General features: G+C 37.0%; 23 protein-coding genes. 12 read left to right on the plus strand and 11 right to left on the minus strand.

The features are described from left to right. Positions 1-51: 51 nt before the first annotated feature. From FB2170_RS09270 to FB2170_RS17480, 3 genes are read right to left on the minus strand one after another with little or no spacing between them, the layout of a single operon-like run. A complete protein-coding gene (locus tag FB2170_RS09270; RefSeq protein WP_041633145.1) occupies positions 52-1,680 on the minus strand; it encodes a RagB/SusD family nutrient uptake outer membrane protein in 1,629 nt (542 codons plus the stop codon). A 31-nt stretch (positions 1,681-1,711) separates the two neighbouring features. Then, on the minus strand, positions 1,712-3,310 hold the full coding sequence (locus FB2170_RS17475) for a TonB-dependent receptor domain-containing protein (protein WP_013306289.1): 1,599 nt from the start codon (positions 3,308-3,310) through the stop codon (positions 1,712-1,714). Next, complete coding sequence (locus tag FB2170_RS17480; RefSeq protein ID WP_013306290.1) at positions 3,303-4,715, minus strand: carboxypeptidase-like regulatory domain-containing protein; 1,413 nt, start codon at positions 4,713-4,715, stop codon at positions 3,303-3,305. Before FB2170_RS17480 ends, FB2170_RS17475 begins: the two co-directional genes overlap by 8 nt. Before the next feature lie 382 nt (positions 4,716-5,097). Here FB2170_RS17480 and FB2170_RS09280 point away from each other — a divergent pair, with 382 nt between their 5' ends. The 7 genes from FB2170_RS09280 (at position 5,098) to FB2170_RS09310 (ending at position 13,753) form a co-directional block, all read left to right on the plus strand. Then, a complete protein-coding gene (locus FB2170_RS09280; protein WP_041633146.1) occupies positions 5,098-6,129 on the plus strand; it encodes a LacI family DNA-binding transcriptional regulator in 1,032 nt (343 codons plus the stop codon). Between the two features lie 11 nt (positions 6,130-6,140). Then, entirely contained in the window at positions 6,141-6,791 is a 651-nt protein-coding gene (pgmB, locus tag FB2170_RS09285; RefSeq protein ID WP_013306292.1) for a beta-phosphoglucomutase, read from the plus strand. 6 nt (positions 6,792-6,797) lie between these two features. After that, positions 6,798-9,104: a glycoside hydrolase family 65 protein gene (locus FB2170_RS09290; protein ID WP_013306293.1), complete on the plus strand. Its 2,307-nt coding sequence runs from the start codon at positions 6,798-6,800 to the stop codon at positions 9,102-9,104. Then, positions 9,104-10,978 carry an alpha-amylase family glycosyl hydrolase gene (locus tag FB2170_RS09295; RefSeq protein ID WP_013306294.1) on the plus strand — a complete coding sequence of 625 codons (1,875 nt, stop codon included), beginning with the start codon at positions 9,104-9,106 and terminating at the stop codon, positions 10,976-10,978. The genes FB2170_RS09290 and FB2170_RS09295 overlap by 1 nt, the downstream gene beginning before the upstream one ends. Before the next feature lie 256 nt (positions 10,979-11,234). Further along, entirely contained in the window at positions 11,235-11,930 is a 696-nt protein-coding gene (locus FB2170_RS09300) for a glycerophosphodiester phosphodiesterase (protein ID WP_148232087.1), read from the plus strand. Further along, positions 11,930-13,210: an NAD(P)/FAD-dependent oxidoreductase gene (locus FB2170_RS09305; RefSeq protein WP_013306296.1), complete on the plus strand. Its 1,281-nt coding sequence runs from the start codon at positions 11,930-11,932 to the stop codon at positions 13,208-13,210. The genes FB2170_RS09300 and FB2170_RS09305 overlap by 1 nt, the downstream gene beginning before the upstream one ends. Continuing rightward, positions 13,211-13,753: a DUF1697 domain-containing protein gene (locus tag FB2170_RS09310; protein WP_013306297.1), complete on the plus strand. Its 543-nt coding sequence runs from the start codon at positions 13,211-13,213 to the stop codon at positions 13,751-13,753. On the opposite strand, the gene FB2170_RS09315 is transcribed toward FB2170_RS09310, so the two are convergent. Further along, positions 13,750-14,223 (minus strand): TspO/MBR family protein, encoded by a 474-nt coding sequence (locus FB2170_RS09315; protein WP_041632775.1) that lies wholly within the window; start codon positions 14,221-14,223, stop codon positions 13,750-13,752. The genes FB2170_RS09310 and FB2170_RS09315 overlap by 4 nt on opposite strands. 92 nt (positions 14,224-14,315) lie before the next feature. Between FB2170_RS09315 and FB2170_RS09320 the strand changes: the two genes are divergently transcribed. The 5 genes from FB2170_RS09320 (at position 14,316) to FB2170_RS09340 (ending at position 19,168) form a co-directional block, all read left to right on the plus strand. Further along, positions 14,316-15,398 carry a diphosphomevalonate/mevalonate 3,5-bisphosphate decarboxylase family protein gene (locus FB2170_RS09320; RefSeq protein WP_013306300.1) on the plus strand — a complete coding sequence of 361 codons (1,083 nt, stop codon included), beginning with the start codon at positions 14,316-14,318 and terminating at the stop codon, positions 15,396-15,398. Positions 15,399-15,460: 62 nt separating this feature from the next. Next, a complete protein-coding gene (locus FB2170_RS09325; protein WP_013306301.1) occupies positions 15,461-16,399 on the plus strand; it encodes a mevalonate kinase in 939 nt (312 codons plus the stop codon). Between the two features lie 10 nt (positions 16,400-16,409). After that, on the plus strand, positions 16,410-17,315 hold the full coding sequence (locus FB2170_RS09330; RefSeq protein ID WP_041632776.1) for a geranylgeranylglycerol-phosphate geranylgeranyltransferase: 906 nt from the start codon (positions 16,410-16,412) through the stop codon (positions 17,313-17,315). Further along, positions 17,315-18,265, plus strand: coding sequence for a carbon-nitrogen hydrolase family protein (locus FB2170_RS09335; protein WP_013306303.1), 951 nt, complete (start codon positions 17,315-17,317; stop codon positions 18,263-18,265). The genes FB2170_RS09330 and FB2170_RS09335 overlap by 1 nt, the downstream gene beginning before the upstream one ends. A 66-nt stretch (positions 18,266-18,331) precedes the next feature. Then, the gene (locus tag FB2170_RS09340; RefSeq protein ID WP_013306304.1) at positions 18,332-19,168 is read left to right on the plus strand and encodes a pseudouridine synthase; all 837 of its coding nucleotides are present in this window, start codon (positions 18,332-18,334) and stop codon (positions 19,166-19,168) included. 14 nt (positions 19,169-19,182) lie between these two features. On the opposite strand, the gene FB2170_RS09345 is transcribed toward FB2170_RS09340, so the two are convergent. From FB2170_RS09345 to proB, 7 genes are all read right to left on the minus strand, one after another. Next, positions 19,183-20,772, minus strand: a complete 1,590-nt coding sequence (locus tag FB2170_RS09345) for a M1 family metallopeptidase (protein WP_013306305.1) — start codon at positions 20,770-20,772, stop codon at positions 19,183-19,185. 44 nt (positions 20,773-20,816) lie between these two features. Beyond that, positions 20,817-22,091, minus strand: a complete 1,275-nt coding sequence (argH, locus tag FB2170_RS09350) for an argininosuccinate lyase (protein WP_013306306.1) — start codon at positions 22,089-22,091, stop codon at positions 20,817-20,819. Positions 22,092-22,166: 75 nt separating this feature from the next. Next, entirely contained in the window at positions 22,167-23,234 is a 1,068-nt protein-coding gene (locus FB2170_RS09355; protein WP_013306307.1) for a M20 family metallo-hydrolase, read from the minus strand. A gap of 1 nt (position 23,235) precedes the next feature. Next, positions 23,236-24,015 (minus strand): acetylglutamate kinase, encoded by a 780-nt coding sequence (gene argB / locus FB2170_RS09360; protein WP_013306308.1) that lies wholly within the window; start codon positions 24,013-24,015, stop codon positions 23,236-23,238. Between the two features lie 16 nt (positions 24,016-24,031). Beyond that, positions 24,032-24,778 carry an SDR family NAD(P)-dependent oxidoreductase gene (locus FB2170_RS09365; RefSeq protein WP_013306309.1) on the minus strand — a complete coding sequence of 249 codons (747 nt, stop codon included), beginning with the start codon at positions 24,776-24,778 and terminating at the stop codon, positions 24,032-24,034. After that, on the minus strand, positions 24,775-25,713 hold the full coding sequence (locus FB2170_RS09370) for an acetylornithine carbamoyltransferase (protein WP_013306310.1): 939 nt from the start codon (positions 25,711-25,713) through the stop codon (positions 24,775-24,777). The genes FB2170_RS09365 and FB2170_RS09370 overlap by 4 nt, the downstream gene beginning before the upstream one ends. Next, positions 25,710-26,474 carry a glutamate 5-kinase gene (proB, locus tag FB2170_RS09375; protein ID WP_013306311.1) on the minus strand — a complete coding sequence of 255 codons (765 nt, stop codon included), beginning with the start codon at positions 26,472-26,474 and terminating at the stop codon, positions 25,710-25,712. The genes FB2170_RS09370 and proB overlap by 4 nt, the downstream gene beginning before the upstream one ends. Between the last annotated feature and the right edge of the window lies 1 nt (position 26,475).

Here is a 26,475-nt window from a genome sequence, read left to right on the forward strand (position 1 = left end):
GAGGGTAACTTATAAAAGTGACCCTCTTTTAAATTTATGAATATTATTTGATTAGTACCCGGGGTTCTGGGTCAATGAACCACCAGCTGCATCAATTTGATCTTGCGGAATAGGCATTAACTCAGTATGAGCACCAGCATCAACTGGCTTTTCCCACCAGGCATCAGCCCATTTCCCAAAGCGAATTAAATCTCTTCTTCTTGTTGTTTCCATGAACATTTCTCTTCCTCTCTCGGCTAAGAAACTATCGGCATCAACACTAGCTAATGCAGCTACACCTGCTCTTTGGCGAATTATGTTAACATCAGCCAAGGCCATAGACCAATCGGCAGCGTTACGAGCGGCAGCTTCTCCACGAACCAAGTACATCTCACCTAAACGAACTATAGGCCAGTCGTTGTTCATTTCGTTCTTCCCATATTGTTGGAAACTGAATTTACCCAAACGGGTACCACCATCTCGTTGAGCATTTGGTTCCAATTCATTTACATTAGTTGTATAGTTAAGTGGTGGATCTGCAGAATCTGAGTAATCCACAATTTGGTTACCACCTGCATCTAGTTGAGGCCCTGCTATAAAGTTAATGGACTTTCTAGCGTCACCATCTTCATATGAATTGTAAAATTCTTCTAAGGCCACATAACCATTCCAAGGCTGAGCTTGAAGATTCCATGAAAACTGACTAGAATAATGTAAGGTCATTTGAGTATAGTTCATACCGCTAGCAGTAACATCATCATATTCTATTGACCAGATTATTTCTGGATTGTTTTGATTGTTAGGTGCAAAAACCGTCGCATACCCACTAAGCATTTCTGGATCCGTGTCAACACCAGGGCGTTTTCCTAAGTTGTTCTTTTCAAAACTTGAATCAACCAAGGTATAACCACCATTACTAATAATGTAATCAGCTGCATCGTGAGCTTCTTGCCAACGAGCAGTACCCGTATATACTTCAGCATTCAGGTACAATTTTGCCAAAACACCCAAAGCAGCAAATTGATTGATACGATATTTGTCATCAGCTACAGTTAAATCACTACCCGATAAGTCCATTGCTGGGCTAACTGAGGCTATTCCCAATGTACTCAGTAATTCGCTTTCAACGAAAGCAAATACCGCAGCTCTATTCGATTGAGGAGCATCACCACCTGGAGTAGTTACTATTTTAACGTTACCATATAGATCACAAAGTCTTAGGTAAAAGAAAGCACGTAATGCTTTAACCTGAGCTAGTTCATTAGCGTTTAATCCTCCGTTTGCAATTTTGTCATTACATTCTGCAACACCACCATAAAGGTTACCCCAAGCACCACCAATTGGTCCGTTAGTTGGTCCTGCAGTGTGACGGTGAACATCTAACCATATACCACCATCGTACCAGTCACCACCTTTTTGGGTAATTGCCATCTCGTCGGTTGATACTGATTGTACTGACCAGTAACCACCATGGTTCGCACTACCATCACGTAGTTTTGAATAAGGGCCCAGCAAAGAAGCTGATCCACCCCCGTTACCACCATTACCATTACCTTCTGCACTCGCAGCATTGCCGTCTACACTAAATTGTTCTGTTATCTCGTTTTGTAATTCTTCCTCTAAATCAGTACATGCTGCACCGAAAACCAAGAGACCAGAGACCAACCCCTTGAGAAGTATACTTTTATTTGGAAATTTCATTTGTTTATTTTTTAGAATTTTCATAGCTATATTAAAACTTTGCAACTAGACCCAAACTAAAGGTTCTTTGGGTAAAGTAGTTGTTACGCCGGTCGATACCAGGAGTCAAAGGATCTGCATTGGTGCCTGGATCACTGCCATTATCAGCATTACCAACATCTTGCAATGAAGCTTCAGGATCATTACCTGTATAGCTCGTAATCGTAAACAAGTTCTGGCCAGCTACATTTGCTGTTAAGCTTTTAAGGTATTTAGACAAGTTTTCACCTAAATTGAATGAGTAAGAAACGCTGAGGTTGTCCAGTCTAAAGAAATCAGCTTTTTCTACATAATGAGAACTGAATTTAGCTGTTTTGATGTTCTCATCTGCCAACTCGGTATTAACAAAATTGTAACCGGTTTGTGATCCAACTCTAGGCTCAAAGAAAACTCTATAGTTGTTTACTAAGCTATGGCCAAACTGCCCTCTAAAGAAAGCGTTTACATTCCAATTGCCTACGGTCAGTTGATTCGTCCATCCTAATTCGAAATCTGGAATACCGTTACCTAATACTGCTAAATCACCATCGGTAAAGTTTTCTTTTGTTTGATCAGTTTCGATTGTACCATCACCATCAACATCTTCGAATATCTGGCTTCCATCTGCATCAACTTCACCTGACCATACCGAACCAACTATTTGACCAATTTGCTCACCTTCCTGCACTAAAACAACCTCGGTGTCATTTTGACCAGGAGCACCTAAGCTTCCTCTTAATTCAATAGGGTTAAGATATTCTTTAAGAGTAGATTTGTAAGATGAAAGAACAATTCCTGAATTATAATTCAACTTATCATTTTGGATAAAATCATAATTGGCAGCCAATTCAACACCATTTGTTTGGATTTTTCCTGCATTACTGAATTTAGTTCCAGAAGGATGTTCTGAAGCTTCAATAGTAAATGGAATAATAAAATCTGTATTGTTTCTGCTGTAAACATCAACAGTCGCACTTAAACGGTCAGTAGCAAATTCAAGACCAAAGTTTATTTCTGCTTTTTCTTCCCATTTTAAATCGGGGTTTGGAGCACGCCCACCGTCAAAGGTTGTAGCCCATCCCGTTTCAGAGCTATTACCTGTATAACCATAGATTTCACGAGAGTACCCATTACCACCAGGTAATGCTCCTGTGACACCATAACCTACTCGAAGTTTTAAGAGATTTACGTTAGGCAATTCTAGATAGTTGTTCAAGTCTACACCTAAACCTACAGCTGGGAAGGTACCCCACTTGTTTTCTTCACCCAATCGTGTAGAACCTTCATGACGAACAGATGCATTTAAGAAAATTGCATTATCCCAAGTATAGTTCACACGACCAAAGAATGCGATGATCCTATCTTCCGGAGATAACCAACTACCGCCACCGATTCTACTTGCACCACCAAGCTGAAAAGCACCGGCAATACCATAATTATTTGACCAATCTATCGCATCGTTTGGAAAATCACGTAAAGTAATGCTGTTATTTTGCCATACTTGCTCCTGCCAAGAATAACCAACTGTTGCAACCAAGCTAGAGTTGCCACCTAATTGTGGAGTGATTGTGGCATAAGCTTCAAACAAATCAGACTCATAGTCATCACTCATAGTCATCATTAAATACGTCTGCTCTACCTTTTATTGTTGATGCCGCCTCACCTCTAAAGTGCGAAGTAGGAGAGTAATACTGTCTGTTATTATTTCTATTAAGTTGTTTTGAATATGTCGCAGTCAATGAAATATTATCAGTAAGTGCATATTTTAAATCAACTCCCGCCAAGAATTCGGTTCTTCTTCCAGTATTTGAATTTTGCTCAACAATAGATACTGGGTTAAAAGAATCAAACAATCCTAAGGCTTCGAAGTAGCCCCCGAATTGTGCAGCGTTAAAAGCAAAAGGTGAATCAGCACCATTAACTGGAGCCGTTGGGTTATACAATACACCATATCTTAATGCTTCATAAAAGCCAAATTCACTTTTTCTGTTGGTCAACGAGCTATTGAATCCAATTTTTAATTTGTCATTCAAAATAGAAGTCGAAATATTCGCACGTGTATTGAATTGATCAAATCCACTATTTTGTAATATTCCATCTACATTTCTGAAGTTGGCAGAAACACGGTAGCTGGTATTTCCTGATGATCCAGAAACAGCAAAATTATTGACGTAAGTAGTTCCATTTTGTGTCACTAAATCTAACCAATCATTACTAAAACCTAAATCTACACCACCTGCAGCTCTGAATTCAGCAGGAGTCATTACATCCACAGTTTTAGCTACTGATGATACTGAAGCTTGACCACTGTATTCAAAACTAGTAGCTTCTCCGGTACCTTTTTTCGTAGTTACCAAAATTACACCACTTGAACCACGAGAACCATAGATTGCAGCGGCAGAACCATCTTTAAGTACGTTGATATTCTGAATATCATTAGGGTCTATATTGTTTAATGAAGCACCAATAACTCCATCCACAACAACTAGAGGCTCCGTGTTGGCACCAATAGTGTTCAAACCTCTTAAACGAATAGTACCGTTCGAGTTAGGGTCACCACCTCTGTTAGAAATTGTAAGACCGGCCACTTTACCTTGAAGCAATTGGGCTGGTGAGTTAACAACACCTTTGTTGAATTCCTCAGCATCCAATTGGACAACTGCAGAAGTGATTTCTTTCTTGTTCTGAGAACCATAACCTACAATTACAACCTCATCCAATGCCTGGGCATCTTCTTGGAGTGTAATATTGATTGTAGATTGTCCATTCACGGCAACTTCTGTAGTGCTGTAGCCAATATAGCTAATAACCAAAGTCGCATTGTCACTAACAGTTATGGTGAAATTCCCATCAAAGTCAGTTTGAGTTCCATTTGTGGTTCCTTTTTCCACAACACTAGCTCCCGGTAAGGGACCATTTGCATCAGAAACGGTTCCTGATACTTCTTGAGCTTGAGCAATACCAAAGCATAAAAATGCTCCGAAAAGCATAAAGCTTTTTAGCAATGTAATCTTCATAAAGAGTTAATTTTAGTTGAGTTAAATTTAATTCCAAGTTTTAAAAATATATAAAAAAATGTTAACACACACGTTTGAACCTGTTAATACCTTACGAAAACGGTTTCGTGTTAATAAAAACCAAACATTCATGTAAGAATTTCACAAAAATATGCCAATATTACTTGTGATTAAAATCGTATTTTGTCAAAAACTGATATGATTTTAGGGCTATTATTTACAAGCTCCGGTATTGAAAGTTGAATTGTAGAGCATATCTTTGCATTCAATTCTCATGGTTCATTGAGATGGAGTACATTTACTGATATATGTAATATATCCAGTTTGGAAAGAATGCTCATTCTTCGATTATTGAGGTGTATTCAAATAATAGAAAAGGATGATGAAAAGAAAAATAACGTTAAAACACATAGCAAGAGAGTTGGATGTATCTATTTCAACGGTTTCCAAAGCACTTAAGAATAGTCCAGAAATAAGTGTTGATACAAAAGAAAAAGTTCAAGCCTTTGCAAAACTTTATAATTATAAGCCCAATAATGTAGCGATTAGTCTTAAAAACAAGCGTACCAAAAACATTGGGGTTATTATTCCGGATATTGTACATCACTTTTTCACCACGGTATTTAGGGGAATAGAGCAATACGCGAATAAACTTGGTTACAATGTTGTTGTTTGCGTCTCAGATGAATCTTTTGACAAAGAGGTAATAAATATGGAGATGTTGGCCAATGGGAGTGTTGATGGTTTTATCATGTCATTGTCCGCAGAAACACAAAGGCTAAACGACTATAATCATTTAAAGGAAGTTACCGATCAAGGAATACCTTTAGTATTGTTTGATAGGACTACCGATGTCATACAATGTGACAAAGTAATAATAGACGACAAAGAAGGAGCCAAATTAGCGGTTAAAAAGTTCATTAACAATGATAAAAAAAGAATTGCCCTTGTTACCACTGAGAATTATTTTAGCGTAAGCAATGAACGTGAAGCTGGGTATAGAGAAGCACTAGGTGAGGCGAAAATTAAAATAAACGAAAATCACATATTAAAGTTGCCAAATATGGAGGTTGATGAAAATGCGATACAGGAATTTTTCAACACTCAAGAAGTTGATGCAGTACTTTGTGTAAATGAGATTTTTGCAATACACTGTATGAATTTAGTACAAAATATGGCAAAGAATATCCCCGGGGATATTTCATTTATAGGATTCACCGATGGTATTTTATCGAAATACGCGAATCCAGGTTTAACATCAATTGCCCAACATGGAGAAAAAATGGGTGAAGTCGCTGCTCGCATGCTCATAGAGAAAGTAGAATATGAAACTGAAGATGAAGAAGAACAAGAAGTTTATCATACTGAGGTAATCAACTCTACTATAATAGAACGAGGCTCAACAATCAATTAATTTACTGTTAAATGCATAAAATTGGATTTATTTTCGATTTGGATGGTGTCATAGTGGATACAGCCAAATATCACTACCTCGCATGGAAAAAACTTGCAAGTGATTTGGGATTTGAATTCACCCATGAACAAAATGAACTGTTTAAAGGAGTGAGTCGAAAACGATGCCTTGAAATATTACTCGATATAGGTAAAATCAAAGCTACCAAGGAACAATTTGATAAATGGATGGTTGACAAGAACAAAGATTATCTTGAATATATAGATAGGATGGATGATTCTGAAGTTTTACCTGATGTTCAAAGAATACTTGATTTTCTGAAAGAACGAGGCATCCCAATAGCTTTGGGCTCTGCAAGCAAAAATGCCAGGCCAATATTGGAAAAGGTTAATTTGTTACCCTATTTTGACAGTATTGTAGACGGCAATAATGTGACAAAGGCAAAACCTGACCCTGAGGTTTTTTTGATTGCAGCTAAAAATTTGAATGTAGAACCAAACAACTGTGTCGTTTTTGAAGATGCCTTGGCAGGCATAGAGGCTGCAAACAATGCTGGCATGACAAGTATTGGGATCGGTGATGCCAATGTGCTTACCCATGCCGATTTCAATTTTAAAGATTTCACTGAGATTAAACAGGGTTTTTTAAAAGAATTAGTATAGATAAATATGAATCAAGAATATATAAAAGCGGATAGTTGGTCCATTATTGAGGAAGGGTTTGATCAAGAAACGGTCAAATCTTCCGAGAGTTTGTTTAGCCTAGGAAATGGTGCTATGGGTCAGCGCGCGAATTTCGAGGAAACCTATTCAGGCCCTACATTTCAAGGTAGTTATATTGCAGGTGTTTATTATCCAGACAAAACACGAGTAGGCTGGTGGAAAAATGGTTACCCAGAATATTTTGCCAAAGTTTTGAATGCACCAAATTGGATTGGTATAAAAGTATTGATAAACGGTGAGATGTTAGATTTGTTCACTTGTTCAAAAATTACAGATTTTCGTCGGGAATTAAACATGAAGGAAGGTTGGTATCAACGAACATTTAAGGCAACCTTGCCAAATAAAATTGTTCTGGAGGCTAAGATCACTAGGTTTTTAAGCCTTGATTTGGATGAATTGGGAGCCATAAAATATGAGGTTCGTTTAGTCAATACGGATGCCGAAATAACATTTATTCCGTATTTGGACAGTTCCATCACAAATGAAGACAGTAACTGGGATGATAAGTTTTGGAATACAACTTCGGTAAGTTCAGAGGGTAGCAAAGCTTTTATAGAGGCCCATACCATGAAGACGAATTTTGAGACCTGCACTTATATGGATTCTCAGTTATTTCTTGATGGAGAAAAAATGGAAACCCCTAGAGAGGAAATAAAAAAAGATAGTTGGATTGGCCATTCTTATTCATATTTAGTGAAAAAAGGACAGACTTTATCACTATGCAAGTATGGCGGCTATACTGTTTCAATAAATCATAAATCAAGTGAGTTGATAAGTGCATCGAAGAATGTGCTTACAAAGGCTTTGAATATGGGCTTTGAAACCTTGTTGGAAAACCAGAAAGAGGCATGGAAGTCTATTTGGGACATGAGCGACATTACCATTGAAGGAGATGTAAAAGCCCAACAAGGTATTCGTTTCAATATTTTTCAATTGAATCAAACTTATTTAGGGAAAGATTCTCGATTGAATATTGGGCCAAAAGGGTTCACGGGAGAAAAATATGGTGGTAGTACGTATTGGGATACCGAGGCTTATTGTATTCCATTCTATATGGCTACCAAGGATCAAAAAGTGGCAAGAAACTTATTGAAGTATCGCTACGAGCATTTGGAAAAAGCAATGGAAAATGCCCAAAAATTGGGATTTGGTAATGGAGCAGCTCTTTATCCAATGGTGACCATGAATGGTGAGGAATGTCATAACGAGTGGGAAATCACCTTTGAAGAGATACATAGGAACGGAGCAATTGCATTTGCAATTTATAATTATTACCGGTTTACAGGTGATTATTCATACATCCCGGATATGGGATTGGAAGTTTTAATAGGAATTTCCCGGTTTTGGCATCAGAGGGCCAACTATTCTGAACAAAAAGAAAAGTTTGTAATACTTGGTGTTACTGGACCTAATGAATATGAAAATAATGTGAATAATAACTGGTACACTAATTATCTGGCCAAATGGTGTATTGAGTATACTATAGAACAATTACAAAAGGTTAAAGATGGTTATCCTGATGATTATGCGCGAATAATTGGTCATACCAATTTAACGTCTAATGAAACTGATGAATGGAACAACGTTGCGAAAAAAATGTATTTCCCCTATTCAGAAAACTATGATGTTTATTTACAGCAGGACGGTTTTTTGGATAAGGAACTTACTACGGTTGAGAACTTGGAAAAATCTGAACGACCAATCAATCAAAAGTGGAGTTGGGACAGAATCCTTAGATCCCCTTATATAAAACAGGCGGATATTCTTCAAGGCTTTTACCTTTTTGAAGACCGCTTCACCTTGCCTGAGCTACAAAAACATTTTGATTTTTATGAACCTTTTACGGTCCATGAATCCTCGCTTTCACCATGTGTTCATAGTATACAGGCTGCTAAGTTAGATAGGATGGAACAGGCCTATCAGTTTTACCTTAGAACTTCAAGGTTGGATCTAGATGACTATAACAAGGAGGTTGAAGAGGGACTTCATATTACTTCAATGGCAGGTACTTGGATGAGTATAGTCGAAGGCTTTGGAGGAATGCGGGTTCTTGAGGATAAACTATCATTTACTCCGAGAATTCCCAAGGAATGGGACTCTTACTCTTTTAAGGTGAACTTCAGGAATAGAATACTTAGAGTCAGTGTTACTCCAAAAGAGACCAAATTTGAATTAGAAGGCAGAGAGGAGATGTCAATACGTCTCAATGGCAAACGATTGGAATTACGACCGCATGAGGAAATTTCAGCTTAATGATAAATTTCAAAGTATACCCCCTAATTTTTACAGTCTTGATTCTTCAAGGATGTAATTCCATTAAAGAAGATTCCAACATGACATACCAGAAAGTAAAAAAGAAAAAAGATGTTATTTATCAGGTGTTTCCAAGACTCTTTGGTAATACCAATACAACCAATAAACCTTGGGGAACAATTGAGGAAAACGGAGTGGGGAAGTTTTCTGATTTTTCAGAAAAAGCGCTAAACGAAATTAAGGACTTGGGTGTAACCTATATTTGGTATACCGGTGTGCCCCATCATGATGTGATTACTGATTATTCGGCAATCGGGATTTCAAATGACGATCCTGATATTGTTAAAGGAAGGGCTGGGTCACCTTATGCAGTAAAGGACTACTATAATGTAAATCCCGATTTGGCAGATAATCCAAAAAATAGGTTGGCCGAGTTCAAAGATCTAATACAGCGAACGCATAATGCCGGTTTAAAATTACTTATTGATATTGTTCCAAACCATGTTGCAAGAAATTATGAAGGCAAGACAACCCCAGACGGTTTTTTGCCATTTGGTGTAAATGATGATACGACATTGGAATATGAGAGGAACAATAATTTCTATTACATTCCAAATGAGCAATTCAGGGTTCCTGAATGGCAAAATAGCTACAAGCCTTTAGGAGGCAATCCACATAAACTGTCCGACGGTGAATTCGATGAAAATCCTGCAAAATGGACAGGAAACGGCTCTCGTTTGGCACAGCCCAATATGAATGATTGGTATGAAACTGTAAAAATCAATTATGGCGTTCGACCTGATGGTTCCTATGATTTTGATACCTTGCCCAATGACTTTACAAGTAAGGATTATAATGAACACTTCACTTTTTGGTCAAACAAAGACGTGCCAAATTCATGGGTAAAATTCAAAGATATTGCCCTTTATTGGCTTGATATTGGTGTAGATGGCTTTCGTTTTGATATGGCCGAAATGGTTCCCGTTGAGTTCTGGAGTTACATGAATTCGAATATTAAAATGAAAAACGCTGATGCATTTCTATTGGCTGAGGTTTATAATCCTCAACTATATCGTGACTATATACATAAAGGAAAAATGGACTATCTCTATGATAAGGTTGAGATGTATGATTCTTTAAAACATATAATGCAGGGGCATGGGTGGACAGATCATATTCCCGTTGTGAAGAAAGGTCTAAAAGATATTGAACATCATATGCTTCATTTCCTCGAAAATCATGACGAACAGCGAATAGCCAGTGAGGATTTTGCCGGTAATGCGAAAAAAGGGAAACCGGCAATGGTGGTTTCGGCAACCATGAGCACTTCACCGACCATGATTTATTTTGGACAGGAGGTAGGAGAGCCAGGAAACGAAAATGCTGGATTTGGACAACCTACGCGTACATCAATTTTTGATTATGTCGGGGTACCGCATCACCAACGTTGGGTAAATGACAAGAAGTTTGATGGAGCCCAATTGTCAACTGAGGAACAAGAACTTCGCGATTTTTACAAAAGACTACTAAATTTCACCATTAATAGTGATGCCTTAATGGGCAGTTATGAAGATATTCATTACTATAATAAAGATAATACCCAAAATTATAATCACCGAGTACTGTCATATGTTAGATGGTCAGGAAATGAAAAACTTATCATTGTCTCCAACTTCGATTCGAATGACAGCTATACATTTGATTTGAAGATTCCTCAAGGGATTATTTCAAAATGGAAGTTGAAAGACGGGTCCTATGAAACAACGGATCAATTGTATAAGGTGAACAATAAAACCTTGACCGTGACAAATGGTATTGGTAAAATGAATGTTGAAATTAAACCTTTAAAATCTTTTATATTCAAACTTAAGTAAGAAGTCATAATAGTCGATATGATTTTTGTAAGTACTATCCTTTTCTGATTATTAATAAAGGGATAGTATTGGTTTTTTCGCCCTTTTAGCATATATCATATCTAGTTTTGTTCGTTTATTCTCAGCTCTGTGTTTTATTGAATTTTCAAGATTATTATTCCCTTTGTATATTTGACCTTAATTTAATTAAAATATGAAAAATCCTACAAAAATAATTATAGTTTTGCTTTCCTTTTTTTTATTTCAAAACTGTGAAATGATGAATAAAAAACCTTTAGTGATAGGCCATCGCGGTGCTATGGGTCATGAAACTGAAAATACATTGGCATCAGTTCAAAAAGCACTTGATTTAGGTGTTGATATGATCGAGATTGATGTTTTCAAGATAAAGAGTGGAGAGATTGTAGTTTTTCATGATGAACTGGTAGATCGTTTGGCTAATGCCACTGGTAAAATTGAAGAATATGACATTTACTATGTCAAGCAAATGGTGCTCGATGGCAATCATTCGATTCCGCTTCTTCAAGATGTTTTGAAACTTATTGATAATAAAGTTCGATTGAATATTGAATTGAAAGGGGCAGGGACAAGTGATAGGGTCAATCACATTCTTAAATATTATATAGATAAAAAAGGATGGACCTTGGATAATTTTTTGATTTCAAGTTTTAAATGGGATGAATTAAGGGAATTTAGAAAATTGAACAAAGAGATTCCAATTGCCATATTAACAGAAGATAATCCTTTGGATGCTATTGAGGTGGCGGAGGAGTTGAATGCAGAAGCCGTTAATCCCAATTTTAATAAAATTGATTTGGAAATCGCAGAAAAAATCAAAGATGCGGGATTTAAATTGTATACATGGACCGTTAATGAACCGGAAGATATTGAAAAGGCCAAATCGTGGTCAGTAGATGGCATAATCACTAATTTTCCAGAACGCGTGAATTAATGTTTGATGTAATTATTGTAGGAGGCGGAGCATCGGGATTTTTTGCGGCAATTAATATAGCGGAAGCTGATCCAAGTCTAAAAATCGCAATTTTAGAGAAAGGTAAAGAAGTGCTTCAAAAAGTCAGGATTTCAGGAGGTGGTCGTTGTAATGTAACAAATGGAGAACCTGATCCGCTAGAACTGGTTAAGAACTACCCACGTGGTGAAAAAGAACTTTTAGGTCCACTTTACACCTATGGCAGTCAAGATGCCATTCATTTTTTTGAGAGTAGAGGCGTAAAGCTGAAAATAGAAAAAGACAACAGGGTTTTTCCAGTATCAAATTCTTCTCAGACTATCGTGGATTGTTTTTTGAATGAAGCAGAGCGATTAGATATTAAGATATTGAGGCAAAGTTCAGTAACAGCAATTGAAATCCTGAGCAATAATGATTATAATTGGAAAATAACTACAATTAAAAGCACATATATTTGTAAAAAGGTTCTGATGGCAGCCGGAAGTAGTCCGAAGATTTGGAAGCTCATGAATAGTTTAGGCCATAAGATTATTCCTCCTGTAGCATCTCTATTTACTTTTAAAATTAAGGATGAACGAATTTCGGGTATCCCAGGCGTCAGTTCGTATGTAAAAGTAGATATTCTCCCTAAGCACAGGTTTAGACCGGAAATTACTCTAAAGTTAAAAAGCGAACAGGCTGAAAAAACTTTGCTGAGTGCAGAAGGACCTTTATTGATTACGCATTGGGGATTGAGTGGTCCTGCAATTTTAAAATTATCTGCATGGGGAGCGATCTTGTTGAATGATTTTAAATATCACTTTCCTATTCGAATAAATTGGCTACCAGACTATCATAAGGGTTCTATTTTTTCCTTGTTGATGGAGATAAAAGAGATTGAAGCAAAGAAAACGGTGTTAAGGACCAAAGCAGTAGAAATACCAAGACGACTTTGGACTAATTTGGTAAAAGCTTCCGGCATAGCAAAAGACGAGAAATGGGCAGATGTCACAAAAGAGAAACTTCAAAATCTTGCACATGAGTTGACCAGCGGTAAATATATGGTCGAGGGGAAAAGTACTTTTAAGGAAGAATTTGTAACCGCAGGCGGAATCGATCTTAAAGAAATTAACTTCAAGACGTTTGAAAGCAAACTGCATAAAAATTTATTTTTTGCAGGAGAAGTAATAAACGTTGATGCTATTACAGGAGGGTTCAATTTTCAAAATGCTTGGACCAGTGGTTATATTGCGGCTCAAGGAATAGCCAACAACGAAACGTAGATGACTACTTATATAGCGCTTTTAAGAGGAATAAACGTAGGTGGCCACAAGAAGATTAAAATGGCAGACCTAAGGTCTATTCTGGAAGATTCTGGTTTGGAGAGGGTTAGGACCTATATTCAAAGCGGTAATGTTGTTTTCGATTCGGAAGAAAAAAACACGCAAAACCTTGAAATACAAATTTCTGAAACCATAAAAGAGCATTACGACTTTGAAGTGCCCGTATTGATAAAAACGAGAAATGAAATTTTACGTGTTTTAGAAGATAACCCGTATACGGACAGGAATGAACTTTCTGAAAACAAAATATACTTTGTACTCCTTCAGGATTCACCTGAGGAGGATAAGGTAAAAGAATTGTCAAATTACAAATTCGAGAACGAGACATTTACCTACACTCCCAATTGTGTTTATCTAAGATGTGCATTAGGCGCGGGTAAGGCTAAGTGTGGTATTGGTTTTTTTGAATCAAAACTAAAAGTCTCGGCAACTTCTAGAAATTATAGAACTTTGCAAAAGTTAATTGAATTATCGTCCAATTAATTCAACTCCCAGATCTTATAATTCAGTATCGTGGCAAAACACACCCAAAGAATATAGGGCAAAAGAAGCCATGCGGCGGTTTGGCTCACAATTTTGAACCATCTAAAGGTTAAGCATAGAAGTATCAAAAGACAGAGAATTACCATTAAGGCCCAAAAAGGTTCCTTTAAGCCAAAAAACACCATACTCCACGAAGCATTCAATAGCAATTGAAAGACAAAATGATATAAAGCTGTTTTTACCCAAAGGTGATGAAAACCTTTTGCCCAAACAATTCCGGCCGAAATTCCCATTAAGATGTAGAGTATGGTCCAAACCGGAGCAAAGATCCAATTAGGAGGATTAAAACTTGGTTTGTTCAATGTAAAGAACCAATCATTTACCGAACTTTGGGTTGCGAAGCTGGATAAAAAGCCAATGACCAAACAAACGCTTACAGATATAACGATTTTTACTAGTTTCTTTTTCAAAGGTTTGGTGATTATCTTTCTAAAGTAATGAATAAATACAATGAGAGGTATACTAAACCACTTAAAAACTATCTTTGCAAAAATTCTGTTTAATGACGATTAATGATTTTCTTCCAACTAAATATAGCCAACAGGTAGAAGAAGGTAAGGTAACTTATAAAGCGCCAAGTAATATTGCTTTAGTAAAATATTGGGGGAAAAAGGAAGACCAGATTCCTGCCAATCCATCAATCAGTTTTACATTGGATGCCTGTGCCACAACCACCACAATATCCTATTCAAAACTTAAGGAAGAAGCAAAATCATTCTCTTTTGAATTGCTTTTTGAAGGCAAATCCAAGGAAAGTTTTAAACCCAAAATCCGAACTTTTTTTGAGCGCATTGCAAAGTATATGCCTTTTTTGAGGGACTATCATTTAAAAATTGTAACATCAAATTCTTTTCCGCACAGTAGTGGTATTGCATCTTCGGCAAGCGGAATGTCCGCAATGGCATTGTGTCTCATGCATATTGAAAGTGAATTGAACCCAGAAATCGACAAAGAATACTTTAATAGAAAGGCATCATTCTTGGCCCGTTTGGGATCAGGTAGTGCTTGTCGTAGTATAGAGGGCGATTTAATCCAATGGGGAAGCCATGGGCCAACAAAAGGAAGTTCCGATTTATTTGCAATAAAATATCCATATAACGTTCATAACATATTTCAAAAATATCATGACACGATATTATTGGTAGATAAAGGTCAAAAGCAAGTAAGTAGTACGATAGGTCATGATTTAATGCATGGTCACCCTTTTGCGGAACAGCGTTTTACCCAAGCCAACGACAATCTGTCAAAACTTAAGAATGTCTTTGCCTCAGGTGATTTAGTGGAGTTTATAAAAATTGTGGAGAGTGAGGCTCTGACACTTCACGCAATGATGATGGCAAGTATGCCCTATTTTATTTTAATGAAACCAAATACGCTCCAGATCATTAACAAAATCTGGGAGTTTAGGAAAACGTCCAATACCCATGTTTGTTTTACCCTAGATGCAGGTGCCAATGTTCATGTACTTTATCCAGAAAATGAGAAAGAGACGGTTTACCAATTTATTAAGGATGAGTTGGTTGCATTTTGTGAAAACGGACAGTATATTTGCGACAGAATTGGTTTCGGGGCTAAAAAAGTGTAACTTTTAATCATAATTTGATGTTTAGAACGTTTCATTAACAGTTCTGAATCTTTAAAAAACCTATGAAAGGACCTTTATTTTATTCTAAAATTTTACTTTTTGGTGAATATGGCATCATTAAGGATTCTAAAGGACTCTCAATACCCTATAATTTTTATAAAGGAGCATTAAAAAAGGATGAAAACCTTTCTCAAGTGGCAAAAAAGTCGAATTCTTATTTACAGGATTTTGTTAGTTATTTAGAGGATTTAGAAGTTGAGGAGCCAAATCTGGTCTCTTTTGATTTTGACTCTTTAAAGAATGATGTAAATGCCGGAATGTACTTTGATAGTTCTATTCCCCAAGGTTACGGGGTGGGTAGTAGTGGAGCTCTAGTAGCAGCAATTTATGACAAGTATGCTCTTGAGAAAATTACGGTTTTAGAAAACCTTACCCGTGAAAAGCTATTGAAATTGAAATTCGTTTTTGGAAAAATGGAATCTTTTTTTCATGGTAAATCTTCAGGACTTGATCCTTTGAACAGTTATTTGAGTTTACCCATTTTAATAAATTCACAGGACAATATTGAGTCAACAAGTATTCCTTCACAAAATATGGAGGGAAAAGGGGCTGTCTTCTTATTGGATAGTGGTTCGACTGGTGAAACTGCGCCTATGGTCCAATTGTTCATGGAAAAGATGAAACAGGAAGGTTTTAGACAAATGTTGAAGAACCAATTCATAAAGCATACCGATGCTTGTGTTGAAGATTTCATTAATGGAAATGTCAAATCTCTTTTTGGAAATCTAAAACAACTTTCCCATGTGGTTCTGGATAATTTTAAGCCCATGATACCAGCTAAGTTTCATCAACTATGGAAACAGGGTATCGAAACCAATGACTACTATCTAAAACTCTGCGGTTCTGGTGGAGGAGGTTATATTCTTGGGTTTACACAGGATATTGACAAGGCGAGGAATGTACTCAAGGAATATAATTTAGAAGTAGTTTATAACTTCTAGAATTTCACAAATGCTTAGCAGAAAGAACAAGCTCAAACTATTAAAGATATTGAGCCTATTTTCAATTGTTAGGGGTTACAATGTATTGATGATTGCCTTGGCCCAGTACTTGGCGTCAATTTATATTCTGGCACCTGATCTGCCTTTGAGAAAAGTAGTTCTTGATCTCAACTTGTTTTTTATAGTCCTATCCTCCACTTTGGTAATTGCCAGTGGTTATATAATCAACAATTTTTACGATTCTGAAAAGGATTTGATAAACAAGCCCAGGAAAAGTATGTTGGATCGGTTGGTAAGCCAGCGAACCAAGTTGTCTGCTTATTTTGTTCTTAATTTCCTAGCAGTTTTTTTTGCTAGTTATGTATCCTTTAGGGCAGTTTTCTTTTTCTCAGCATACATATTTGGTATTTGGTTCTATTCCCATAAACTGAAAAAAGTACCGTTTTTAGGTAATTTTATTTCAGCAACCTTGGCCATCGCTCCTTTCTTTGCGGTATTTGTGTATTACAAGAATTTTGAAACGGTAATTTTTGTACATGCTATGTTCCTATTTCTTTTGATTTTAGCACGTGAAATGATTAAGGATTTGGAGAATATCGTGGGTGATATGGCCCAAGATTACAAGACCATTCCGATATTGTATGGGGCAAACTTCTCTAAAATATGTATTACAATTTTAGTTGCTCTAACACTAATTCCCTCTATACTTCTAATCGAAAAATTTGATATTGGGTATATGAATTTCTATTTTATGGGAAGTATAGTATTACTCGTGGTTTTTCTTGTTTTGCTTTGGAGGTCAAACGTCAAATTGCATTATGTAGGACTTCATAATATCCTGAAAATGATAATAATTTTGGGGGTTTTTAGTATTTTACTGATTAATGTCGATCTTGTTTTAAATCGAATCTTATAATGGAAAATCTATTAAAAGTGGCACTGGCCCAAATTGCCCCAGTTTGGTTGAATAAATCGGCAACGATTGAAAAAATAGAATCGGCTATCAAAGAAGCGGCAAGTGAGAATGCAGATTTAATCGTTTTTGGCGAAGCACTACTACCGGGTTATCCTTTTTGGCTGGCTTTGACCAACGGTGCCGAGTGGGATTCCAAGGTCAATAAAGAGCTGCATGCTCATTACGTTCGAAATTCCATTCAAGTTGAAGCAGGGGAATTAAATTCAATTTGTAAATTGGCAAGGGAGTATAAAATCGCCATTTATTTAGGTATAATTGAGCGAGCCAAAGATCGTGGTGGCCATAGCATTTACTGTTCCTTAGTTTATATTGATGAAACTGGCAAAATTCAATCCGTACATCGAAAATTACAACCAACTTATGATGAACGTTTAACTTGGGCTCCTGGTGATGGCAACGGTCTACAAGTGCACGCCTTAAAACAATTTACCATTGGCGGACTCAATTGTTGGGAAAATTGGATGCCTCTTCCAAGAACGGCCTTATATGGCTTAGGAGAGAATCTGCACATTGCAGTATGGCCGGGAAGTGAGCATAATACCAAGGATATTACTCGGTTTATTGCTAGAGAATCTCGAAGCTTTGTAATATCGGTTTCTTCTTTGATGAAAAAAGAAGATTTTCCATTGAATACACCCCATTTAAAAAGTATTCTAAAAAAAGCACCCGAGGTATTGGCGAATGGAGGTTCCTGTATTGCTGGTCCAGACGGAGAATGGTTGTTAGAACCAGTTCTTGATGAAGAAGGTTTGATATACCATATATTGGATTTTAATCGTGTGTACGAGGAGCGTCAGAATTTTGACCCTGTTGGCCATTATTCAAGGCCCGATGTTACCAAACTTACCGTAAATAGAGAGCGACAATCCATTGTAAACTTTAAAGATTGATTTTTATTACTCATTCCTTCAAGGGCGGGTTTTCAATTCATTACATTTGCAAAAAATTACGAAACAATGGGGAGGTCAGATTCTAACAAGGACAGAAAAGGAAATTCTAGAGGAAAATATAAAAAACAGGATTTTAAAAAAGGTAAAGCCCCTTTTAAAAAGAGAACTGAACCTCAAAAACCTTCAAATCCGGATTTGATTCGTTTGAACAAGTATGTGGCCAATTCTGGAGTCTGTTCACGTAGAGATGCCGATATTTATATTTCCGCAGGAAATGTTACCGTGAATGGCAAGCCTATTACTGAAATGGGTTATAAGGTCAGGAAGACAGATGAGGTAAAATTTGATGGCAGGTTGCTGAACCCTGAAAAGAAAGAATATGTACTTCTAAATAAACCAAAGGATTTTTCCACTACAATTCGGGATGAACGTGGAAAACGCAATGTTAATGGTTTAATATCCAGTGCATCCAATTCAAAACTATTGCCAGTTGATAAAATGGATAAGAATGCCACTGGCCTTCTTCTATTTACCAATGATGGTGATTTAACCAGAAGACTGAAAAGTCCAAAGAACGGACTTCGTAAAATCTACCATGTAGTTTTAAACCGGGATTTGCGCAGTGCTGATCTAAAGAAAATTCAAGAAGGGGTTGTGTTAGATGAAAAGCCGGTACGCGTACAGGAAGTAAGTTTTATAGACAATGCTCCAAAACGAGAGGTCGGAATAGAAATTTACAGTTCAAAAAATAAGGTTGTCGAGCGTATTTTTGAAGAACTGGAGTATGAAGTTGCCAAAATAGATAGAGTTTCTTACGCCGGACTTACCAAGAAAGATCTTCCTCGTGGTCATTGGCGTTTTTTGACTGAACAAGAGGTTATTAATTTGGGTATGATCCGTTAATCAATGTTGTTTGTTTAATGCTCAAATAATAACCAATAGTTGGGGTCTAAAAGAACAGATGAGGGTTTCTCCACAGTTTTAAATTTAAAAATTTCATTTGCGGATTCTACATTGACTTTTTTTACTATCAACTCATCGTCCTGAAGCAAACCAATTTCCAAAGGAAATTGAAAAACATGATGGTTTTGGATTTGATTTAGATTGATGATTACATCCCCTTTCCGATATTCCCAATTCCATTTTATTTCTGGATGCCCTTTGGTAAATAGCCATTGGTTAAAGAATTGACCTAAGTTTTTCCCTGATACTTCCTCCATAACCTGACGAAAATCTTTGGTCATGACATTTGAATCCCGATAGGTTTTATAGTAGTTTCTTATCCCTTTCCAAAAAACAGCATCACCCAATTCATGACGAAGCATATTCAAAACCCAACCTCCTTTTTGATAGCTGTTTGGGCTCAAAACCTTCATGGGGTCTTCGATGGTTAAATCAACGATTGGTGATGGATTTTGTTTGTAATAGTCAATGACTTGTTTTCTATCTAATGCTAACTCGTCCTTGCGTTTCTCATTGCCATATATATGCTCTAAGTATAAGATTGAAAAATAAGTGGCAAAGCCTTCACTGAGCCATACATGGTTCCAATTGTTCTCGGTGGCCGAATTACCAAACCATTGATGGGCAATCTCATGGGCAATTAACCCTTCGACCGTATTCTTACCCGTGACCGAATCTTCAAAATACGCGATGGTGCCAGCGTTTTCGAGACCGCCCCACTGTGTTTTAGCCTGCATATTTGCCAATTTGGCAAAAGGGTATGGACCAATATTTTCAATGAAATAATTAAGGACTTTTGAAGCCACGTTATAATCGGAAAAACCATCCAATCTATTTTCGGGATATACCCAAGCGGTAACGGGAATATCATGTACTACATCCAATAATTTACTGGCAAATTTTGTAACTCCAATAGTTACCACTTTCATGGCAACAGGAGTATTTTCCTTGTAAGTGGTTATCTTAATGCCATTTCCTAGATTACTTTCCTCAATTTTCTTGCCGGTGGCAACAACATCGTAGTCTTCCGGCGCTGTAACCCTAAATTCTATTGATGCTTTATCGTATGGGTGGTCTATTGAAGGCAACCAATGCCTAGCCAAGTTGGGCCAATTATCCCCGAAAAAAGAACGACGGCCAAATTTTGTGGTATCTATTACCAGTCCTTTACGGGGAACACCTTTGTAAACCACTTTAAATGTCCTGGATGATGTGTCATTGTTCGATAGAGGGATAACTATTTTGTTATTTAAATGCGTGTAATTCGTAATACTATCCCCTTCATAAACTTGGGAAACAGACATCCCAAAATCACCTGATTTGCCGATTAGGTCCAATACAAATTTTTGTGTCGAGGATTTGAAATCAACATTGATGATGGTTTCACCTTTTATTTCATTGCTCTCGTCGTTTAAGGTGAGGTTGAATATGTACCCTTTTATATCAACAGATTCTTGTTTTTGATATTGGTCTTGGGCGTATCCAATTGAAATAAAAAGAAATATGATATGACATAACTTATTTCCAAATAATTGATTCTTCATTTTACAATGTTTTACAAATAAAGATAAGTAACTAAAGGCTATTCTTAACCTTTCATCTTCCTCCGAATCTCATCCAAACACAAATTGCCCAAACTACCTTCATGCGTATGGTTGATATCCCTTTTTGGGGTAAATGTACCTTCGTTGATTTCCATCCCCATTTTTTTATAGGCATCACGAAAAGGCATTCCGTTTTGTACGAGTTCATTCAAAGTATCCACACTAAAGAGGTAATCGTATTTAGGATCTTCTAAAATATTCGTATTCACTTTAGCTTCTTTTAAGCTAAATGTCAAAATTTCAATACATGCCTTTAAATCTTGAATCGCGGGAACAATTATCTCTTTTACCAATTGCAAATCTCTGTGATAGCCGCTCGGAAGATTATTGATAATCAAAGTGAGTTGACTGGGAACCGCCTGCAGTTTATTGCACTTTGCTCGAACCAGTTCAAAAACATCGGGATTCTTCTTGTGTGGCATTATACTGCTGCCAGTGGTCAATTCATCTGGGAAGGAAATAAAATCAAAGTTCTGGCTCATGTACAAACAAATATCCATGGCCATTTTAGACAGTGTTGATGCAATACTGCTCATTCCGAATGCAGTTGCTTTTTCCACTTTACCACGGCCCATTTGAGCAGCTACTACATTATATTTCATGGTTTCAAAGCCCATTTCTTTTGTTGTGAATGTCCTATCTATATTAAAAGAACTTCCATAACCGGCAGCACTGCCCAGTGGGTTTTGGTCGGCTACTTTATAGGCTGCATCAATAAAATAAAGGTCGTCTATCAAACTTTCGGCATAGGCTGAAAACCAAAGTCCGAAAGAGGACGGCATGGCAATTTGTAAATGGGTGTAGCCTGGTAATAAAATATCTTTGTTCTTGTCTGCTAAATCCATCAAAAGATTGAATAGTTCAATCGTCTCACTTTTTATTTCGGTCAGTTCATTTTTTAAATACAAATGCACCGCTACTAAAACTTGGTCATTTCTTGATCGAGCGGTATGTATTTTTTTTCCAGTGTCTCCCAATTTTTCAGTCAGGATAAACTCAATTTTTGAATGCATGTCTTCAAAGGAATCCTCGATGGTAAATGAACCTTCTTCGATTGTTTTGGTAATGTTGTTCAATTCATTGACCAATGCTTCAGTTTCTTCAGAAGTGAGCAATCCAATCTTCCCCAACATTTTGGCATGTGCCTTTGAGGCGATGACATCATATTTCGCTAATAATAAATCTAACTCGCGGTCGTTACCTACCGTGAAATGGTCTATTTTTTTATCTGTACTGAATCCTTTATCCCAGAGTTTCATAGTGTCAAATTTCAAGTTGAAATTTCAAGTTCAAATACAAAAGCCTTGAGTTTGTATTTGATTCTTGAGTTGAGTTTATTTTTTTAAAAACCCGTTTAATAATTGAATATACAAATCAATTCCTTCTTCAATTTCATGCACATAAATATATTCATCTGCAGAATGCGAACGAGTACTGTCACCAGGCCCCAATTTCATAGATTGACAAGTCAGCGCTGCTTGGTCAGATAGGGTTGGTGAGCCATAGGTTTTACGACCTAGATCGATTCCCGATTTAACCAATTCGTGATTCTTGGTTATCGAAGAAGAATTCAATCGAAGTGAGCGTTCCTGAAGTTCACAAGGTGCGTCTTTTTTCAACATTTCAGCCACTTCTTTATTAGTATAGCAATCGTTTACTCGCACGTCGATCACCAAATCGGTATGGGCAGGAACTACATTGTGTTGCGTACCAGCATTGATTTGGGTAACAGTTAATTTCACCTTGCCCAAAGATTCAGATGTTTTGTCAAATTTGAAATTCTTGAACCAATCCAATACCTTAATCGTTTTATAGATTGAATTATCGTCATTTGGATGTGCAGCATGGGAAGGTGTGCCTTTAACCACGGCATCAAAAACCACAAGTCCTTTTTCTGCAATAGCCAATTGCATTAATGTAGGTTCACCTACAATAGCAACATCAATTTTTGGGAGTGAAGGTAGGAGGGCTCTAAGACTTTTAGGCCCTGCATTTTCCTCTTCGGCAGAAGCTACCATCAAAATATTATGGTTGAGGTTATCTGAGGAATAGAAATGGGTAAAAGTTGCTAATAAAGACACTAAAGCACCACCCGCATCATTACTGCCTAGACCAAAGAGTTTCCGGTCTTCAATTTGTGGGTCAAAAGGGTCTCTGGAATAAGCTTTGTTTGGTTTCACCGTATCATGATGAGAGTTTAAAAGCAGCGTAGGTTTACTATCATCCCAATGCTTATTCTTGGCGAATACGTTGTTGTTTATTCTTTCAAAGGGAATATCAAACGCATTGAACCAATTTTCGATGACTTCTGCGGTATGATTTTCCTCTCCTGAAAAAGATTGAATGGATATCAACTCTTTTAATAAATTTATTGCTTTTTCGGTAAGTGCTGCTATGCTCATTTTATTTTGTTATTGTGGTATATAATAATGTTTCAGAATCAATCATTGAAACATCTCCGATACACACTTGGTCTACATTCTTATCCAGTGCATGAAAGCAATTCTCTAATTTGGGAAGCATACCATCTGCAATGATCTTACTATCCAACAATTCCTTATAAATTTTTGAATTAATATGTTTTACGACTGAGTCTTCATTTGTTATATCTCGTAAAACACCTTTCTTTTCGAAACAATAGTAAAGAGTGGTCTCGAATTGCGAACTCATTCCAATAGCGATTTCAGATGCTATTGTGTCTGCATTGGTATTCAGTAATTGCCCATTTCCATCGTGGGTCATTGCACAAAATACGGGGACCAAATCAGCATGGAGCAATGTACTAATCGTTTTATCGTTTATACCATCTACATCACCCACAAAACCATAGTCAATTTCTTTTAGCGGTCTTTTATGAGCTTGAATGGCATCGCCATCGGCACCACTTAAACCAATTGCATTTGTGCCCAAGGCTTGTAGTTTTGCCACAATGTTTTTGTTGGTGAGTCCGCCATAAACCATTGTAATAACCTTTAAACTTTCCGCATCAGTAACTCTTCTTCCATTTACCATTTTAGATTCGATACCAAGTTTGGACGCCAATTGCGTGGCCAACTTACCGCCGCCGTGCACCAATATTTTGGCACCAGAAAGTTTTGAAAAATTGGTTAGGAATTTGCCTAACTCTGTTTGATTCTCAATCACATTGCCGCCAATTTTTATGATGGATAATTTTTGTTTCATTTCTACTGGTAATGGTTTAAATGTTTATTATTCCGCCATCGATGGTAATTGCACTTCCTGTAATCCAAGACGCATCCTCAGAAGTTAGAAAAAGGGCAGTTTTTGCTATATCTTCTACCGTTCCCAACCTTTTAAGAAGGGTCATGTTTTTAGCATTTTCTATTGCCTTATCTGGATTTTCAAAAGCTTTTGCTGAATCCCAAAGTAGTGGAGTGTCTACAGGACCGGGACAAATGGCATTTACCCTAACTTCAGGAGCATATTCAACTGCCATTTGTTTCATTAACGCCAATGACCCTGCTTTTGAAGCACAATAAGCTGGATGGTTGGGAAAACTCTTGAAAGCGGCAATTGAGGCATTTATTAAAATATTCCCAGAATTCGACTGCGCTAAAAATGGCAAGGCATATTTTGCTAGATAAAAAATTGAACTAAGATTGGTTTCTAAGGTTTTGTTCCATTCTTCAATACTTAAATCAACTACATTGCCAACCCCTAAGATTCCTGCATTCAATGAAATAAAATCAAGTTTTCCATACTTCTCAATGGCTTTGTTGACCAGTAATTCGTTTGTTTTAGGAATGCTAATATCACCCGATATAAAAACGGAATCATTTAACTGACTTTCTAACAGGTTTCCGCTTTCGATATTTCTACCTGAAAGCACCAATTTGGCCCCTTCATTGGCAAAGTTCTGAGCAATGGCTTTACCCATCCCGCTGGTGGCTCCTGTGATTATCCCGACTTTGTTTTTCAGCTTCATAAGTTCTCTACTATTTTCTTTAGTATAATCTGTGCTGCAAAAGTTCTATTGTTGGCTTGTTCAATCGTTAAAGACTGGTCACAGTCCAAAACAGCATCTTCTACCACAACATTTCTTCTTACAGGTAAACAATGCATAAATTTCGCATTCCCCAACTTTTCCTTGGTCATCATCCAAGTAGGGTCTTGATTCAAAACCTGGCCGTATTCAGCATAACTACTCCAATTTTTAACCGATATAAAATCAGCATTTTCTAATGCTTTTTCTTGATCTGTTTCGATAGTGATTCCGTCAGTTATTTCAGGATTCAATTCATATCCTTTTGGATGTGTAATGACAAATTCAGCATCCTGTAATTTCATCATTTCCACAAAGGAATTGGCAACTGCGTGTGGTAATGCTTTTGGATGAGGAGCCCAGGATAATACTACTTTTGGTCTCTTTTTAGTATTGTTTTCTGCAATAGTAATGGCATCAGCTAAAGCCTGTAGTGGATGCCCAACTGAACTTTCCATATTCAAGATTGGTACAGAAGCATATTTTTTAAATCCGTTTAACACAACTTCCGACTCGTCCTTTTCTTTATCAGTTAAGCCTGCAAATGCTCTAATCCCGATAATATCGCAATACTGGGAAATTACCTGAGCTGCTTCCTTAATGTGTTCTGAGGTTCCTTGGTTCATAATAGTACCATCACCATATTCTAAAGCCCAGCCTTCACTACCAAAATTCATAACAATAACCTCCAGCCCCAAATTCATTGCAGCTTTTTGAGTACTCAAACGGGTTCGTAATGAATTATTAAAAAACAAAAGTCCTATCGTCTTATTTGTTCCTAAATTTGAAAATGCCCTTGGATTTTCTTTAAGTGCCTTTGCCTCTTCCATCAAAGTGGTTAGTGAATCAATATCGTTTATGGAAAGGTAATTTTTCATGCGATTATTTTTGTAAAATTATTGGTATTATTTAAAGCATTCAGGATAAAACTGTCCTGGAGTCCGTTCACAATCCAAGTTTCTATTCCAACCTTTTGGGCAATAGTTGCGGCTTCGATTTTGGATTGCATTCCGCCGGTACCATGACTCGATTTTCCTATGCTTACCTCGTTGCTCAGGGATGCCAAATTTTTCACAGAGGTTATGGTTTCAGGAGTGTTATTTTTAATTGAGGCTTTGGTGTAAATCCCATCAGTATTGGTGGCAATTAATAACAAATCAACTTTGAGTAAAGATGCAGTAAGTGCTGCCAATTTATCATTGTCCCCAAATTTGATTTCATCAGTGGCAACCGTGTCATTTTCGTTGATTATGGGAATGAAGTTATTGCTCACCAATACATTGATCGTGTTCTTTATATTTATTTTTGACTCTTCTTTTTCAAAGTCGGAATAGGACAATAAGCACTGAGAGGTAAATAATCCTAGTTCCCTAAAGTTTTCCTGAAAAATGCGCATTAGATGTGGTTGACCAATTGCAGCCAAGGCTTGTTTTACATTGATTTCCTCACCGTTATGTTCCAACTTCACGAACTGTTTTGCTGCAGCGATTGCCCCGGAACTCACGATAATAAACTCGTAATCATCCTTTAAATGGGCAATTTGTCGACCAATATCCTCAATCTTACCCCTAGAAATATGATTAGTTTCTTTGGTTAAGGTATTGGAACCTATTTTAAGTAAAATTCTCTTTTTCTTCATG

The sequence above is a fragment of the Maribacter sp. HTCC2170 genome (assembly GCF_000153165.2).
GTDB lineage: Bacteria > Bacteroidota > Bacteroidia > Flavobacteriales > Flavobacteriaceae > Maribacter_A.